Here is a 14786-nt window from a genome sequence, read left to right on the forward strand (position 1 = left end):
CTTGGGCGATTGTGCGATAGAAAAACGGCGAAGGATAAGATCATGAGTGTTTCAAATATACTGCGCTGGACTGTCGCAATCCTGTTCCTGTTGATCGGATTGCTTTTGACTCTGGGAGGCGGATTCCTCGTCTATCTGGGCGGCAGTTTCTATTACACACTGGCCGGCATCGCATCTCTCGCGGTCGCTTTCTTCACGATCCGGCGAAGCGCAAAGGCGTTTTGGGTCTATGCAGGATTGCTCGTCGCCACTTTGATCTGGTCAGTGTTCGAGGCCGAATTGCATTTCCTTGCGCTGCTACCACGTCTTGCCATGTGGCTGGGTCTCGGTATTTGGTTCCTGACGCCGTGGTATCGCCAGTCACTGATAAACAGGAAAGATTCAGAAGCCGATGTTGCATTGCCGCCCAACCGTTGGTGGATCGGTGGACCGGCCCTTGCCTCCGTTCTTCTTCTCATAGTTGCAAGTCTTCAGGGCTATGTCCGCAACAGCGAAGGCACCGTCCGCAACGGCGACGCGGTCGCAGCCGCTGATGACTGGCGGCACTATGGCAACACCGAAGGCGGCACGCGCTTTGCTACGGTCAATGATATCACCACCGAAACTGTTGGGGGATTGAAGGAAGTCTGGCGTTATCGAACGGGTGTCGAAGAAGACTTCAAGGCAACCCCGCTTAACATCGAAGGAAAACTGTTCCTGTGTACCGCGCGCAATGTCATGATCGCACTGGATGATGCAACGGGCGAAGAGCTTTGGCGCTACGACCACGGGATCGAACCGCCGATGGAAAATCAGTATGCGCGCACCTGCCGCGGGGTCGGGTATCATGAGGCACCGAAAGGATATACGGGCCAATGCGCCAAGCGGGTTGTCACCTCGACTGTCGATGCGACGATTATCGCGGTGGATGCCGATACCGGGGAACTTTGCTCTGATTTTGGCGAAGGCGGTGTGGTCGACCTTTGGCAAGGGTTGGGCGCAGACCAGCACGAGCGGTTCGAATATTGGGTCACCTCGTCTCCGCTAGTGGCGGGGGACAATCTGGTAATTGGAGGTCAGGTAGCGGACACTCAGGACTTGGGACTGCCATCGGGCGTTGTACGCGCTTTTAATGCGATAACGGGCGAGTTCGTTTGGGCTTGGGATCTTGGCAATCCAGGCAATAATGAAGCCCCAGCCGAGGGTAAGACCTACACGCCGGGCACACCGAATGTCTGGTCAATTATGAGTTATGACGCGGATCTGGGCCTGATTTATGCTCCGACTGGCAATCCTTCGCCCGACTATTTTGGCGGGGCGCGGCGCGATTTTGACGAGGAATATTCTTCCTCAATCGTGGCAATTGATGCCAGCACTGGTCGAGCAAGTTGGCATTATCAGATCGTCCATCACGACGTTTGGGATTACGATCTGCCAGCGCAACCCGTGCTGGTCGATGTCCGGCGCGAAGGCGAGTTGGTACCCTCTGTCGCGGTTCCGACAAAGATGGGCGATATTTTTCTGCTCGACCGGCGCGATGGCACCCCCGTGCACCCAATTCTGGAGAAGCCTGTGCCGCAAACCGGTGGGGTCGAAGGCGAAAAACTTGCTGCTACCCAGCCAGAGTCACCGCTTCCCAATTTTCACCCTTTCCGCCACGAAAAGGATATGTGGGGCCTTACTCCAATTGATCAAATGGTCTGCCGGATCGAATATCGGACCATGAATTATGAAGGGATGTACACCCCCCCTTCGCTTGCCACAGGTCTCACGCAAACCGGGACGATGCTTTATCCGGGTAATTTCGGCGGTTTTAACTGGGGCAGTGTTTCGGTTGATGCGGACAACGGCCTTCTGGTCGCTGCGCCTATGATGCTTGCGCACCGACTCATAATGGTGACGCCTGAACAAGTCGCCGAAGCCGGCCCGATTGCAGGTCTCTTCCTGGGCTCCAATCACCCGGCTGTACGCTACGATGAAGACGGTCCTATGCCACTTTTGGGCAACCCCGATCCGAGCGATCCTTTCGATCATCGTCAGATCAAGGCCTATGGCTACCCTGGACCGTTCATGTCGCGGCTCGGTACGCAGGTTCCTTGTTTTGAACCGCCGTGGTCTCAAATCGCAGTGATCGACCTCAACACCAAGGAGCTGCTCTGGAGTCGTCCAGCTGGCGATATGAGCCAATCTGGTCCCTTTAATCTGCGCTCTGGCATTCCTTACGATGTTGGCACGGCGGTACGGGCGGGGACGCTTACGACGCGTGGCGGGCTCACTTTTCTTAGTTCTGCCATGGATGCAAAAGTCCGGGCCTTTGACCTGCGCACGGGCGAAGAGAAATGGGAGGCTCCGCTTCCCGGCAACGGCCTCGCAACGCCAATGACATACCGGTCGACCCGTGACGGCAAACAATATCTGATCGTCACCGTGCCCAACCCCACATGGCGCTATCCGCGCGATCCGACAACGAACCAGTATATCGATTCGCAAAGCGTTGTGGACGGTAAAGGCGGTTACGTCATCGCCTATGCATTGGAAGGCTAGTTCGCGCCTGCATTCACCGAGGCTGCCTCAATATGTGTTCGGATGGCCGAATTGACGATTTCAGCTTCGCGAACATGTGGCCAATGGCCAATATCCGGCAGAGTCAGAAGTCTGGACTTATCCGAGAGTTCCATCAGTCGGTCGAGCGCGGTTTGGTTGAAGATCGGATCATCGTCTCCCCATATATACAACGCAGGCATCGTCACGCGCGCGTTACGGGACGGCCAAAAGTCAGCCTCTGTCAGATCATCTGGATGGGGCAGGTTGGCACGATACCAATTGATATGCGCGTTGGTGCGCCTTGGGTCGCTGGTGGCACCGCGAAACAAATCACCTTCTTCAGACGTCAGCTTTCCCGCATCGACCAACGGACGGTAGGCCCCATCGTAAATTGTGCCCGCCGTGCCTAAAAGTACCAATAGCGGCGGGTTCGCCTGCTTGAAGCGTTCGACATAGCCCGCGCTCTTTCGGGCACTGGGATCGGTTTCCAAGGCGTGGAGACTGGCGTTGATCGCGGGTGCGCTGAGGCCGGTGACTGAGAGCACCCGCTCCGGATAGCGCTGCGCGAACCCGATGGCGAAGGCTGAGCCCCAATCGTGACCTACTATGTGGACCTGCTGTGTTCCCAGTTCATCGAGCAATGCGGCAAGATGTTCGGCCATCGCTTCAAGCTTATAGTCTCGTTCATCCGTCGGTGCATCGGATTTGCCCGCACCAAGCCCATCAATTGCTACAACTCGGTAGTCGCTTTTAAAGTGGTCGACCTGGCGCAGGAACGAAAACCAGAATGATGGAAAGCCATGCAGAAATACAATAGTCTCACCTTGCCCTGCTTCGACGTAATGCAGCCTATTGCCAGCATATTCGAAATAGCCTTCTTGGAAACTGCCGCGCTCACCGAGAGGCGCGTTGAGAAGGCTCACAGCAGGATCAGGTGATTGACGGTCAACAGCGCTCGGCCAACTCGACCAAGAAAACACAGCGACCATGGCAACTGCAATTGCGGCAAAAGATACCAGTAGAAGGCGTTTAGCCATCATCAATACACCCTTGGAATATCATACACTTGGAGTTTTACCCTAAGTGATCTCATAGTCAACTTATGATAGGCGGGCACAATTGCAGCCCCTAGTTAGTCGCTTGGTTAAAGCGACTATTGTTGGACTGGAAGTGGAGATTCATTACGAGTACGGCTAATGTCCGCTTTTGCGCCCAAAGCGGTCACAGGAAAAGCGATACAAAATATCCGCTATTCTCAATTGAGAAGCATAACGGCAGCTTTCAAACCGCGTCCACTGCAAAGAAGACTGTCTCCTATCGTTGGTCGAAGCGGTAGTTCATACGCCAATAGCGAACGCCGCTGGGCTTGATCAAAAGATACAACCCATCCCGGTCACTTATCTTGTATGGCTTGTCTTTGGGCTTCGCGCGTTTGATCCACGCCGCTGTTAATCCAGATTTCCGTTTTTTCGTATCCGACATGATGGACCTCTTTGGCTACTGCAAGCCAGAGGTCCATCACCTGTACCAATTATGTTCTGAAATCGGGGTGGATGCCTCTGAACTTTCTGAGACATCATAACAGAAAAATCGTTGGGAATACAGGGGTTCGCGGGACAAATTAGGACGTCTTGGGACGTTCAAAGTGGTGACCCCTACGGGAATCGAACCCGTGTTTCAGCCGTGAAAGGGCCGCGTCCTAACCGCTAGACGAAGGGGCCGCACCAATGCCTGATGGCATCGCTAAGCAGCGAATTCGGGCGATTAGGGGTATCGGACGCTTTGGTCAACCCCTTATTGGCGGTTTGCGGGCATATTATCGGATATTTTTTGTGGCACAGACAATGAGCGACATTAATCGGCCCAAGCTGCGTCTTCCAGATGGATTTCAGCGGCCGGGCGGCTGCCCCAATCGTCTATCTTGGCGCGACCGGCGATCCAGAGTTTCCGGTTTTTGGGGGCACTAAGTAGCGCCTGACCCAAATCACTTTCTGCGGCGCGGAAAGCGATGGTTTTGATCGATCCGCCATCGTCGCCCGCTACAATCATCCGGACATGATCCTTGCCAACAATATCGCATTTGATGATCCGCACTGGTCCGGCGGCAATGCGTGGGGCCGGCCAGCCCATGCCATAGGGACCAGCGCCATCCATCGCTTCGACAAATAATGGATTGACGCCTTTGGCAGACAATACCGCATCGAGCAGCAATGCCTTGCCAGCCTGCGCGGTGCCGACCGTGTCAGCCAATCTATCATTCAGAAATTCGCTGAAGGCTTCAATTTTGGTTGCATCGATTGTGACGCCCGCTGCCATCGCATGACCGCCGCCAGCAATCAGCAAGCCTTGTTCTTTTGCCGCGATTATGGCCGCTCCCAAATCAACGCCGCTAATGGATCGACCTGAACCCTTGCCAATCCCTTCGTCATCCTCAGCAATGATGATCGCAGGCCGTCCGAGTTTTTCCTTAATGCGTCCGGCGACAATGCCGATGACACCGGGATGCCAGCCTTTTGCCGACAACACGGCAACGGCCTGATTCTGCTGAGAAGCACACATGGCCTCTGCCTCTTCCAGCACCTGGGCTTCGATCGCTCGGCGTTCGTGGTTGAAATGATCCAGCTCCGCCGAAATTTTTTGTGCTTCTTCTGGGTCCTGCGTGGTCAACAAACGGACGCCCAGGTCGGATTTGCCAACCCGTCCGCCAGCATTGATTCGCGGTCCCAACGCAAAGCCGAGGTCAGAGCAAATCGGAGCGCGTTTCAAACGGCTGGCATCGATCAGAGCGGACAGCCCAATATTTTTCCGGCCTGCCAGCACTTTTAATCCTTGGGCCACGAAAGCACGATTCAGTCCACGCAGTTGCGCAACATCAGCGACGGTGCCGAGTGCAACAATGTCGAGCAACTCCAGTAATTTCGGTTCAGCGCGGTTCTTAAAAAAGCCTTTCCCACGCAGATTGCGAACCAGCGCTGCGCCCAACAGAAAAGCCATGCCAACCGCAGCGAGATGCCCGTGCTCAGCCCCAGCGTCGCTTTCATCCAGACGATTGGGGTTCACCAACGCGCTAGCCTTAGGTAGCTCGGCGGCGCATTTATGATGATCAACGACGATGACTTCAACGCCCGCTTCATGGGCCATGTCGAGCGCATCAAAGGCCATCGCACCGCAATCGACGGTGACCACGAGATCAGAACCTTGCTTGCCCAGCTTGACCAAGGCCTCACCCGATGGGCCATAGCCTTCCATCAGGCGGTCCGGGATATAATAGCCGGCCTCCAATCCAAGATCGCGGAGCAAGCGGATGAGCAAGGCAGCACTGGTGGCGCCATCGACATCATAATCGCCGAAAACTGTAATTTCCTCGCTATTCAGGACAGCCTGCGCCAATCGCTCTGCTGCGGCATCCATATCTTGAAAAACCGACGGATCGGGCATGAAGCCCCTGATCGTCGGGTCCTTGTTGATATCCAGTGTTTCACGCGTAGCCCCGCGGGCCAGCAACAGCTGCGTAACCAGGTCATCCGGCTGAAAACCGGGGTCGCGCGCATCGGCACTTGTGCTGCGCCATTGCCAGCTTTGGCCAGATAGCGATTGGGTAACATTCAAAACTGCATTCATGTCTGCAGCTATGCGCGAACCATGGTCCGCTGACAATTGCTTTGATCGCTGTTAGGGCAGGGCGCATGAAAAAGTTGCTGATCATCTACCATAGCTATACCGGCGGTACCGAACAGATGGCCGAGGCCGCAGCAGCTGCAGCCCGCGGCGAAAAGGATATCGAAACCTTAGTGATGCGCGTCGAAAACTGCGAACCTCCAAATATGTTAGAAGCAGATGGATATATTTTTGCGACACCGGAGAATCTGGCTGCAATTGCCGGCGTGATGAAGGCGTTTTTCGATCGCTGCTATTATCCGCTTTTGGGTCAAATTGAGGGGCGCCCCTATGCTGCAATGATTTGCGCCGGTTCGGACGGAGAAAACGCGCGCAAACAGCTGGAGCGAATTGCTACCGGATGGCGGCTTAAAAAAGTGATCGATACACCGATCATCTGTACCCATGCGCAGACCGAGGAAGCGATTCTGGCACCCAAGACGATCGGCGAGACCGACAAGGCGCAGTGCGCCGAAATAGGAGCCACTCTGTCTGCCGGCTTGGCTATGGGTGTGTTTTGATCAATTGGGTGACACGCTTTTGCAGCACCGGAATGACATCAGATTCAAACCATGGATTTGCTTTGAACCAACGGATATTTCTTGGGCTGGGATGAGGCAAGGGCAGGGCATCGGGCCAAAATTCTTCCCATCGCTCGACTGTGCCCGTCAGCGTTCTGGATTTTGTATCACCGAGATGCCAATCGAGTGCATATTGGCCCAGGATGAGCGTCAACTGGACGCTGGGTAATTGACCAAGCAGCGGGCGGCGCCATTGCGGCGCACATTCTGGACGAGGTGGAAGATCACCACCTTTACCGGTCCCAGGAAAACAGAAACCCATTGGAATGATCGCGAATAATGCAGGATCATAAAACTGTTCTTCAGTGACACCGAGCCAGGTGCGCAGGCGCTTTCCGCTCTGATCGTCAAAAGGGCGACCTTTTTCGTGAGTCTTGCTGCCAGGTGCCTGGCCGGCAATCAGAATTTTGGATGTCGATCCGGCTTGCAGTAACGGGCTGGGACCAAGCGGTAAACCGTCGCAAATTGTACAAGCGCGAACGTCTTTTAGCAGTGTGTCGAGATTGGTGCTGTTGCCCGCCATCTAATCGGCCTCCCGGCGACAAATCGCCAGATGGTCGAGTTCTTCGCCCTTCGCCGGAGCAGCCAGCGCGAATACATAGGATAAATGGGTGGGTTTGCGGCCCCTTATTGCTCCGCGCGCGCCATTGACCACCGCCGCAAAATCACGGCATGCAATGGCACTACGCAGATAATCGCCATGACCAATCCGGCCTTTACTGACTGCAGTGGTATCAACGATGGTCAAGCCGCTTTTCTCAGGCGGAACATCATATTCCGATTTGGCGGCATAGCAGCGTTCGGGTAGCCCTTTTTCCTTCAACGCCGCCGCTTTAAAAGGGTCGAAGCAGCGTGGATGGCCCAATCGCGGATAGCCATGCACATCGTCTGAAAGGGACAAGGCGCTGTCTTCGGCAGAAGCATAGACGGTAATCCGCCGATCATTGTTGACACGTCGAGCCGACAGTATTTCTTCGGCGATATCACGTTCAAAATCTTGCCGATCAATGTCTGGGGAGGCGAGGATTATGTTGGAAATGACACTTGAATCACCGTTGGGTGTGGTCCGGTCAACAAATTCGACTGCAGGCAATATCAAGCGTGCGCCAAGCGAATGGGAGACGAGGACAATTTCCTTCGTCCAGCTTTGCTGCGCAAGCTTGGTCAGGAACTTGCGGAAGTTTCGTTCGTCCCAGTACATGTTGGTTTCATCGACCGCATATTTAAGAAGTTCGCCTTGCGAGGGCCAAGAATATTGGATGACAGGGCCGGTGAAGTTCGTCAGCCGTGCGATCTGGCTGGTATCAAGAGAACTGGTAAAAAACGTCTCTCGGTAACCATGCACATAGACAAGCACGCGACCTTCGCGGTTGCCCATCGTTCTCGATAGGTCATTCCACCACTGGGCCTCGTTGGATATCGCAACGGGAACACGGCGACCGTCGGCCTTGCCTTTCTCATTGATAATAGCTTGCGCAGCACCAAACCGGCCAAAGCGAACCTTGTCGCCGCGATGGTTGAGCAGTTTGATTGCCTCATTTCGGCAATCGGGTAACCGGCTGGTCACCACAAAGAACGGCATTTCCGGCTTGGCGGTAACATTGGCTGCAGCCGCGCCTGTCGGTGGATCACAGCGCGCGTTGGCGACATAGTCTGCATGTCGAATATCGCCATAATCGACCGGTGAAATGCAGGCTGCCGCCAGAAGCGGTAAGCCCAGTATCAGTGGTTTTAAGCGAGCCACTAACGGCAAGAGGCTACCGCCGATCATAGATCAGGCGCGATGCTCGCTTTTCACCCAACGCACGGTCCCGGAAGAGGCACGCATCACGACACTCTCGGTTGTCATTACTCCGCTGCGCAGTCTTTTGACACCTTCCAATAGCGAACCATCGGTAACCCCGGTGGCAGCGAAAATTACGTCGCCTTTGGCAAGTTCTTTGAGGTCATAAATCTTGTCGAGATCTTCTATGCCCCATTTATGCGCCCGTTTGCGCTCGTCATCATTACGAAAAGTCAGCCGGCCTTTGAACTGCCCACCAACACATCGCAGAGCAGCTGCGGCCAAAACACCTTCCGGTGCGCCGCCACTACCCATATACATATCGACCGTGGTTTCTTCATCGGTGGTGGCAATAACACCGGCAACATCACCATCCGGAATCAACATGATGCCGCAGCCTATTTCGCGCAGTTCGGAAATGATCTTTTCGTGGCGAGGCCGGTCGAGCACACAGACAATGATATCCGATGGTTCAACACCTTTTTCATTGGCTACCGCGGTCACGTTCTCAGTTACCGACTTGTTGAGATCGATAATCCCATCTGAATAGCCCGGTCCGACAGCAAGTTTGTCCATGTAAACATCCGGCGCGTTCAGCAGGTTGCCTTTCTCGGCAATGGCCAGAACTGCAAGGGCATTGGCACCAGCTTTTGCGGTAATCGTAGTACCTTCCAGAGGATCCAGCGCGATATCGATTTCCGGTGATTCGCCTGCACAACCATGGCCGACTTTCTCGCCAATAAACAGCATGGGAGCTTCGTCGCGTTCACCCTCACCGATAACAACAGTGCCGCAAACATCCAGTCCATTCAGTGCCGCACGCATCGCCTCCACCGCCGCTGCGTCAGCGGCCTTTTCGTCTCCGCGTCCAATTAGCTTTGCAGCAGAAACCGCAGCAGCCTCAGTAACACGCACCATTTCCAAAACGAGGACGCGTTCGAGAATATCACTTGATTTAGGCATTTGAATGTCTAGTCCTTCTATAGGGGCAGATTTTGAACTCTCGATAGGGGAGCGATATGACAATGTCGAGAAGCCTTATAGCCTTGTCCTTAATCCTGACCTGCGGCGCGGGTTTCGAGACGGCCCATGCACAGTTAGCGCCCAATGACCGGACCCTTCAGCTCATCGAAACTGCGCATCGGCTGGTGGCTGTTGATGCTGATGGCTGTCTGCAAAACAGCGATCCTGATGAAATCGTCGTTTGTGCAGCATTTGACGCCAATCGCAAATATCGCCTGCCATTTCCCGAGTTGCTCGCCAATGGTGATCGGGTCCGTGAACCTATCCCCAAGGGCAATGCCGAATATGTTAATACCGGCCGTTGCTATATAGATGCCAGTGAGCGGCAGTGCTTCAAAGGGCTACCGATTGTGAAAGTTTCATTCGGTGGCAGCGGCAGCGGTGTAAGCGGTCCCGCCGGGCGGCTTTGGAATGCTATTGAGCCGACTGTACCTGACGAAGATTATGTCAAGCAGGCGCAAATCAAATCAGTTGATCAGGAGTGACCGCGGTCTGTTAGTCTTCATCGCTCAGCAAATGCATCACGACCGGTGCTCCCTGAAGGCTATCTGAATCGGACAATTTTTCCAGACTCTGGATAACATCGCGTTCGAGGCTACGGTGTGTCACCATTGCTATCAGGACAGATCCTTCATCTGTTTTCTCGGTCTGGATAAGGCTTTCGATAGATACTTTAGCATCGCGCATGGCAGCCGTTATTTCTGCGAGCACGCCCGGCTTGTCGGCCACCACAAAACGGATATAGCTTTTGCCTGTACGATTGCCGCTTTCGGCGCGTTCGCTTCGTACCATTTGATCGGCGGGCATGGAGAATACGGTCCCGCGATCGCCGCGCGCAATATCAATCAAATCTGCGACTACGGCGGAGGCCGTCGGCCCGTCGCCGGCGCCTGCCCCTTGAAACATCAAGCGTCCGGAGAAATTGCCCTCGGCGACCACGGCATTGGTTGATCCCTCAATATGCGCCAGCGGGTGACTTTCGGGCACCAGATAGGGATTTACGCGTTGAAATAGATTGCCGCCATCGATCCGGGCCATTCCCAGCAAGCGGATACGATATCCCAATGCCTTGGCTTGCCCGATATCAGCTGCCATAATGTTCCTGATCCCTGCGATTTCAACACCTTCAAAATCGACGGTGGTGCCAAAAGACAATGCGGCCAGTATCGCTAGCTTATGGGCGGCGTCGACACCGTCGATATCAAAACTAGGATCGGCTTCTGCATATCCCAGATCCTGTGCATCTTTCAGTACTGCATCAAAATCGCTGCCATGCTTTTCCATGGTGGTGAGTATATAATTGCACGTCCCATTGAGAATGCCATATACCCGTTCAATACGGTTCGCTGACGCACCATCGCGCAAACCTTTTATGACCGGAATACCGCCTGCCACTGCGGCCTCATATTTCAAACCGAGATTATGCTTTTCCGCAAGCAGAGCTAATTCCATGCCATGATGAGCGATCATCGCCTTGTTTGCAGTCACGAACGATTTGCCACCGCTCAAGCTGTTCCGGGCCAGTTCTAGAGCCGGGCCATCAGAGCCGCCAATCATTTCGACGACACAATCAACATCGGGATCTGATGCCAGTGCGCCGGTGTCATCAACCCACTTGTAAGGCGACAAGTCGATACCACGATCCCGATTACGATCACGGGCGGAGACCGCGGTAACGGTTATCGGTCGACCGGCGCGCTGCGCTATCATAGCGCCATTTTCGTTGATCAGACGAATAACTCCAGATCCTACAGTTCCCAGTCCAGCCAGAGCGATACGGAGCGGTGTTGTCATGATGGAAACCTTGAATTCGGGCTGAAGAGCCAAGTTGTAGGAACTAGGCCACGCTTAATAGCGTTGCGATATCATAATGCCAGCCTGTCTTTCACCCAATCTGCATTGATTTCATTTTGTCCGGCTATTGTATCCGATATTTTGCCGGTCGAGTGCGCGGACAATTGCCGAGATCCTGAACAACAAGATCATAGTCGCGGCGCGCCTGATTCGCGTCTGCTGCCGAATCGCTGGTTAGCGACTCTTCGGGCAATGATCGTGGCAGGAAGCAAGCCAGACGATACCATAATAATGTGTTGCGAACAGGTGCTCGCGCAGCCTCGTCAACAATTTCGCTGAGTGACACGGCCCAAATCTTTTTTTGGCCTTCACGACTCAGCACGGTGATGGACACCGGATCTCCGCTGTTCGTTTCCATGAAAATCTGGGTTTCGCCTTCTCCGATTATCGTCCCGGGAACATGAAAGGCATTGCCGATACGAGCAACAGCAGGAGGGGCATCGCGCGCAACAATTTCCCGCACCAATGAGCGGACACGCTGATCTCTGGCTGGAGTCCAGTCAATCTGTGCATCCGGCGCGGCAAGCTGGATATCGCCGTTGGAAGCCAAAAGATTTCGAGCGAAAATAATGAAAGTCTTCTTCTTTATTTTGGGCGCTCGTCCGCGTTCATTGAGGGGCAAATCTATAACATAGCGAATCGTTTCCGGAATTCCGCCCTGACCCCGAATCAGAGCATTGGTTGTCGCCACAATATAGTGTCTTTGCGTTCCCTGCGGAGCGTCGGGCGCTCTTTCTGGATCGACTTTAATCGCCTGCTTAACCGTAATCTTAGCAATGATTGGAGCATTGACACTCAGATCCGCCAAGTCTGCATATTGCAATGGATCTGGACTTGTATCTGACTGCGAAAAAGCGGGAAAATTGGCTGATATTGCCCATAGCAGGGTTATGAATACCAAAAGGATTTTGTGCATGATTTTCCTGTAAATTTCGCATCTGAAGCTCAGATTCATAACGCTCATTTTGTGTTTTTGACAGCTTAATCAATGCTGAACTAACAAACCGATTGCCTGTCCCTAACTACCGCGTTAAAACATTTTTAAGACGGCTTTCACCGAAACGAAAAGCTGTCGTGGGGAATCCAAGGGATCGCTGTGGGTAAAAATCCAACAGTTCTCATAAGTTAACCTATTATTGGGTTTGGATTCCTGAGGGAAGAAAAGGAGTTACGTTTCTGAATGGCTTATGCTGACCAACAACAAATGAGTTCGAGCAAGATAATATCTATTATTCTTGTCGTTCTGATTCACGCGCTGTTTGGATATGCTCTAGTCACTGGCCTCGCCTATAGCGCGGTCAAGAAAGTGGCGTCAGAGCTTGATATGATCGATATCCAAGAAGAAGAACCGCCGGAAGAGATTGAGGAGCCCCCTCCACCGCCGCCGGATCAACCAATTGAACCTCCACCAGTGGTAACACCACCGCCAATCGTGACGCCGCCCGCGGCACCACGACCGGTGATTTCACAACAACCAGTAGCACCACCAGTGGTCGCTCCAGTTGTTGCTGCACCACCACCGCCACCACCGCCTCCACCGCCTCCACAGCGTGCAAATCCTGAGCCGCGCGGTAGACCAGGCAACTGGGCGAATGCTAACGACTATCCATCTCGTGCACTGCGTGAAGAACGAGAAGGTACAACCAGCTTTAGGGTTGTCGTTAATGCCAGGGGACGGGTGGACAGTTGTCAAATAACCGGATCGAGTGGTCACAGTGATTTGGACGCGGCAACCTGCAAGAATATCAAACGTAGGGCGCGTTTCCGCCCGTCGCTTGATGCGCAAGGGAACCCGACAACTGGGACATGGTCAAACCGGGTCCGTTGGCAGATACCGAAATAATAATATCGTGGCGGATCGGGTGGCTGCCTGATCCGCAACATAAACTGTTTGAAATTTAATCTATCCTTGAGGGGAAAATATAATGTTTATTGAAATCTTATCGGCGGCCGGTTCAACGGCTCCACAAAACCAATTCGGCTTTTGGGAAGCAATGGAACAAGGCGGTGTCATCGCTTGGTTCACACTGGCTGTTCTGGCGATTATGTCAGTATCTTCCTTTTATATCCTGTTTTCCAAATTGTTCGAACAGAACAAGGTGATGAAGCAGGGACAAGCTGCTCGTGCGTCGTTCTGGAAAGCCAACAGCCTGAAGGAAGGCGCTGCCAAGCTCGAAAAGAATAGTGCTTATCGTCAGATTGTTGATGACGGTATCAAAGCGGAAGAAGATCACGCTCGCTTGACTGATCCTGTGGAAGCCCATGACTGGCTGCACGGTTCGCTTGATCGTTCGCAAGGCCTGATCAACTCCAAGTTGGCAACCGGTCTTCCATGGCTCGCAACCGTTGGTGCAACATCACCGTTTATCGGCCTGTTCGGTACCGTTATTGGTATTTATCGCGCCCTGATTAAAATTGGTATTGCTGGCCAGGCATCTATTGATGCTGTTGCTGGTCCGGTTGGTGAAGCGCTGATCATGACCGCACTTGGTCTTGGTGTGGCTGTGCCTGCTGTTCTCGCCTATAACTGGCTGCAGGGCCGCAACAAGCGTATCGCCGAAGATCTCAGCGATTTTGCTAATGATGTTCTTGGCTATATTTCATCTGACGGTGCGGTGAAGCCATCTGCAATGAAAGCTGCGGCTCAAGCCAAGCCAGCAACTGCAGCTGCGGCGAAGCCAGCAGCAAAGAAGTAAGGCGCTAGCCCTGGCCGATTGCTGGATTTAATTCTTCCCGCAACCGGCCTGGGCTGCACCTGATTCCCGGACATGCAGGTACGTCCTGCTATTTCGGTAAAGTATAATTATAAGAGGATAGAATCTTATGGCGATGAATGTTGGGGACGGCGGTGGAGCGGAAACTCCTCTATCGGACATTAACACGACCCCGCTGGTGGACGTCATGCTCGTTTTGCTGATCATTTTCTTGATCGCTGTTCCAGTGGTTATCCAGACGGTTGAATTGGAACTACCGGTTCTTGAGTTTGAGGTGACAACGACAAAGCCGGAAAATGTTTTGCTGGCCGTTACAACAACGGACTCGGCTGGACGGGATCCGGGTGATCCAGACTATGCTGGGGCTAATCCAGGCGGTAACTGCCGGATTTACTGGAACACGACACCAATAGACTCGAATGAACTGGTGCAGCGTGCGGTTACGCAGCTGGAAAATCAGATCGAAGCTTTTGGCGGTGTGGAAAATATGACGCCGGAAGATATGCCTGAAGTGCATATCCGTGGTGACATTAACACACCTTACCGGTGCATTGGCGGTGCGATTTACGCAATGCAACGCGCGGGTTTTGCCAAGGTTGGTTTTCTGTCGACGCCAGTTGCAATTGAATAGCCTGAAACGGCATGAAGTTT

The 14786-nt window shown here is 53.6% G+C and carries 14 protein-coding genes and 1 tRNA gene; 6 read left to right on the top strand and 9 right to left on the bottom strand.

Translation table 11 applies throughout. From position 1 onward, the window contains the following. Positions 1-42 precede the first annotated feature (42 nt). Positions 43-2523, top strand: coding sequence for an outer membrane protein assembly factor BamB family protein (locus DG177_RS14630; protein WP_108812161.1), 2481 nt, complete (start codon positions 43-45; stop codon positions 2521-2523). Here DG177_RS14630 and DG177_RS14635 read toward each other — a convergent pair. The 4 genes from DG177_RS14635 to recJ form a co-directional block, all read right to left on the bottom strand. Continuing rightward, positions 2520-3563, bottom strand: coding sequence for an alpha/beta fold hydrolase (locus tag DG177_RS14635; protein ID WP_108812162.1), 1044 nt, complete (start codon positions 3561-3563; stop codon positions 2520-2522). The two genes, DG177_RS14630 and DG177_RS14635, sit on opposite strands and share 4 nt — an antisense overlap. A gap of 274 nt (positions 3564-3837) precedes the next feature. Continuing rightward, positions 3838-4005 (bottom strand): integrase arm-type DNA-binding domain-containing protein, encoded by a 168-nt coding sequence (locus tag DG177_RS14640; protein WP_108812163.1) that lies wholly within the window; start codon positions 4003-4005, stop codon positions 3838-3840. Between the two features lie 164 nt (positions 4006-4169). After that, positions 4170-4244: transfer RNA gene (locus DG177_RS14645), tRNA-Glu, on the bottom strand. Positions 4245-4377: 133 nt separating this feature from the next. Next, positions 4378-6144: a single-stranded-DNA-specific exonuclease RecJ gene (gene recJ / locus DG177_RS14650; protein ID WP_108812164.1), complete on the bottom strand. Its 1767-nt coding sequence runs from the start codon at positions 6142-6144 to the stop codon at positions 4378-4380. 65 nt (positions 6145-6209) lie between these two features. Between recJ and DG177_RS14655 the strand changes: the two genes are divergently transcribed. Next, positions 6210-6701 carry an NAD(P)H-dependent oxidoreductase gene (locus DG177_RS14655; RefSeq protein ID WP_108812165.1) on the top strand — a complete coding sequence of 164 codons (492 nt, stop codon included), beginning with the start codon at positions 6210-6212 and terminating at the stop codon, positions 6699-6701. Here the strand turns inward: DG177_RS14655 and DG177_RS14660 are convergent. From DG177_RS14660 to glpX, 3 genes are read right to left on the bottom strand one after another with little or no spacing between them, the layout of a single operon-like run. Next, positions 6685-7284, bottom strand: a complete 600-nt coding sequence (locus DG177_RS14660) for a uracil-DNA glycosylase family protein (protein ID WP_108812166.1) — start codon at positions 7282-7284, stop codon at positions 6685-6687. The genes DG177_RS14655 and DG177_RS14660 overlap by 17 nt on opposite strands. Continuing rightward, positions 7285-8532 carry an alpha/beta hydrolase gene (locus tag DG177_RS14665; protein ID WP_108812167.1) on the bottom strand — a complete coding sequence of 416 codons (1248 nt, stop codon included), beginning with the start codon at positions 8530-8532 and terminating at the stop codon, positions 7285-7287. Positions 8533-8535: 3 nt separating this feature from the next. Further along, the gene (gene glpX, locus DG177_RS14670; RefSeq protein ID WP_108812168.1) at positions 8536-9507 is read right to left on the bottom strand and encodes a class II fructose-bisphosphatase; all 972 of its coding nucleotides are present in this window, start codon (positions 9505-9507) and stop codon (positions 8536-8538) included. 56 nt (positions 9508-9563) lie between these two features. On the opposite strand from glpX, the gene DG177_RS14675 reads away from it, so the two are divergent. Continuing rightward, complete coding sequence (locus DG177_RS14675) at positions 9564-10052, top strand: hypothetical protein (RefSeq protein ID WP_108812169.1); 489 nt, start codon at positions 9564-9566, stop codon at positions 10050-10052. A 10-nt stretch (positions 10053-10062) separates the two neighbouring features. On the opposite strand, the gene DG177_RS14680 is transcribed toward DG177_RS14675, so the two are convergent. Next, on the bottom strand, positions 10063-11361 hold the full coding sequence (locus DG177_RS14680; protein ID WP_108812996.1) for a homoserine dehydrogenase: 1299 nt from the start codon (positions 11359-11361) through the stop codon (positions 10063-10065). A gap of 124 nt (positions 11362-11485) precedes the next feature. Continuing rightward, the gene (locus DG177_RS14685) at positions 11486-12337 is read right to left on the bottom strand and encodes a hypothetical protein (RefSeq protein WP_337658893.1); all 852 of its coding nucleotides are present in this window, start codon (positions 12335-12337) and stop codon (positions 11486-11488) included. Positions 12338-12601: 264 nt separating this feature from the next. Between DG177_RS14685 and DG177_RS14690 the strand changes: the two genes are divergently transcribed. From DG177_RS14690 to DG177_RS14700, 3 genes are all read left to right on the top strand, one after another. Further along, a complete protein-coding gene (locus tag DG177_RS14690; RefSeq protein ID WP_108812170.1) occupies positions 12602-13264 on the top strand; it encodes a TonB family protein in 663 nt (220 codons plus the stop codon). Positions 13265-13346: 82 nt separating this feature from the next. Next, on the top strand, positions 13347-14117 hold the full coding sequence (locus DG177_RS14695) for a MotA/TolQ/ExbB proton channel family protein (RefSeq protein ID WP_108812171.1): 771 nt from the start codon (positions 13347-13349) through the stop codon (positions 14115-14117). A gap of 127 nt (positions 14118-14244) precedes the next feature. Further along, entirely contained in the window at positions 14245-14766 is a 522-nt protein-coding gene (locus DG177_RS14700) for a biopolymer transporter ExbD (RefSeq protein ID WP_108812172.1), read from the top strand. The last annotated feature ends 20 nt before the right edge of the window (positions 14767-14786 follow it).

It is taken from the genome of Sphingorhabdus sp. Alg231-15 (assembly GCF_900149705.1).
Classification (GTDB): Bacteria; Pseudomonadota; Alphaproteobacteria; order Sphingomonadales; family Sphingomonadaceae; genus Parasphingorhabdus.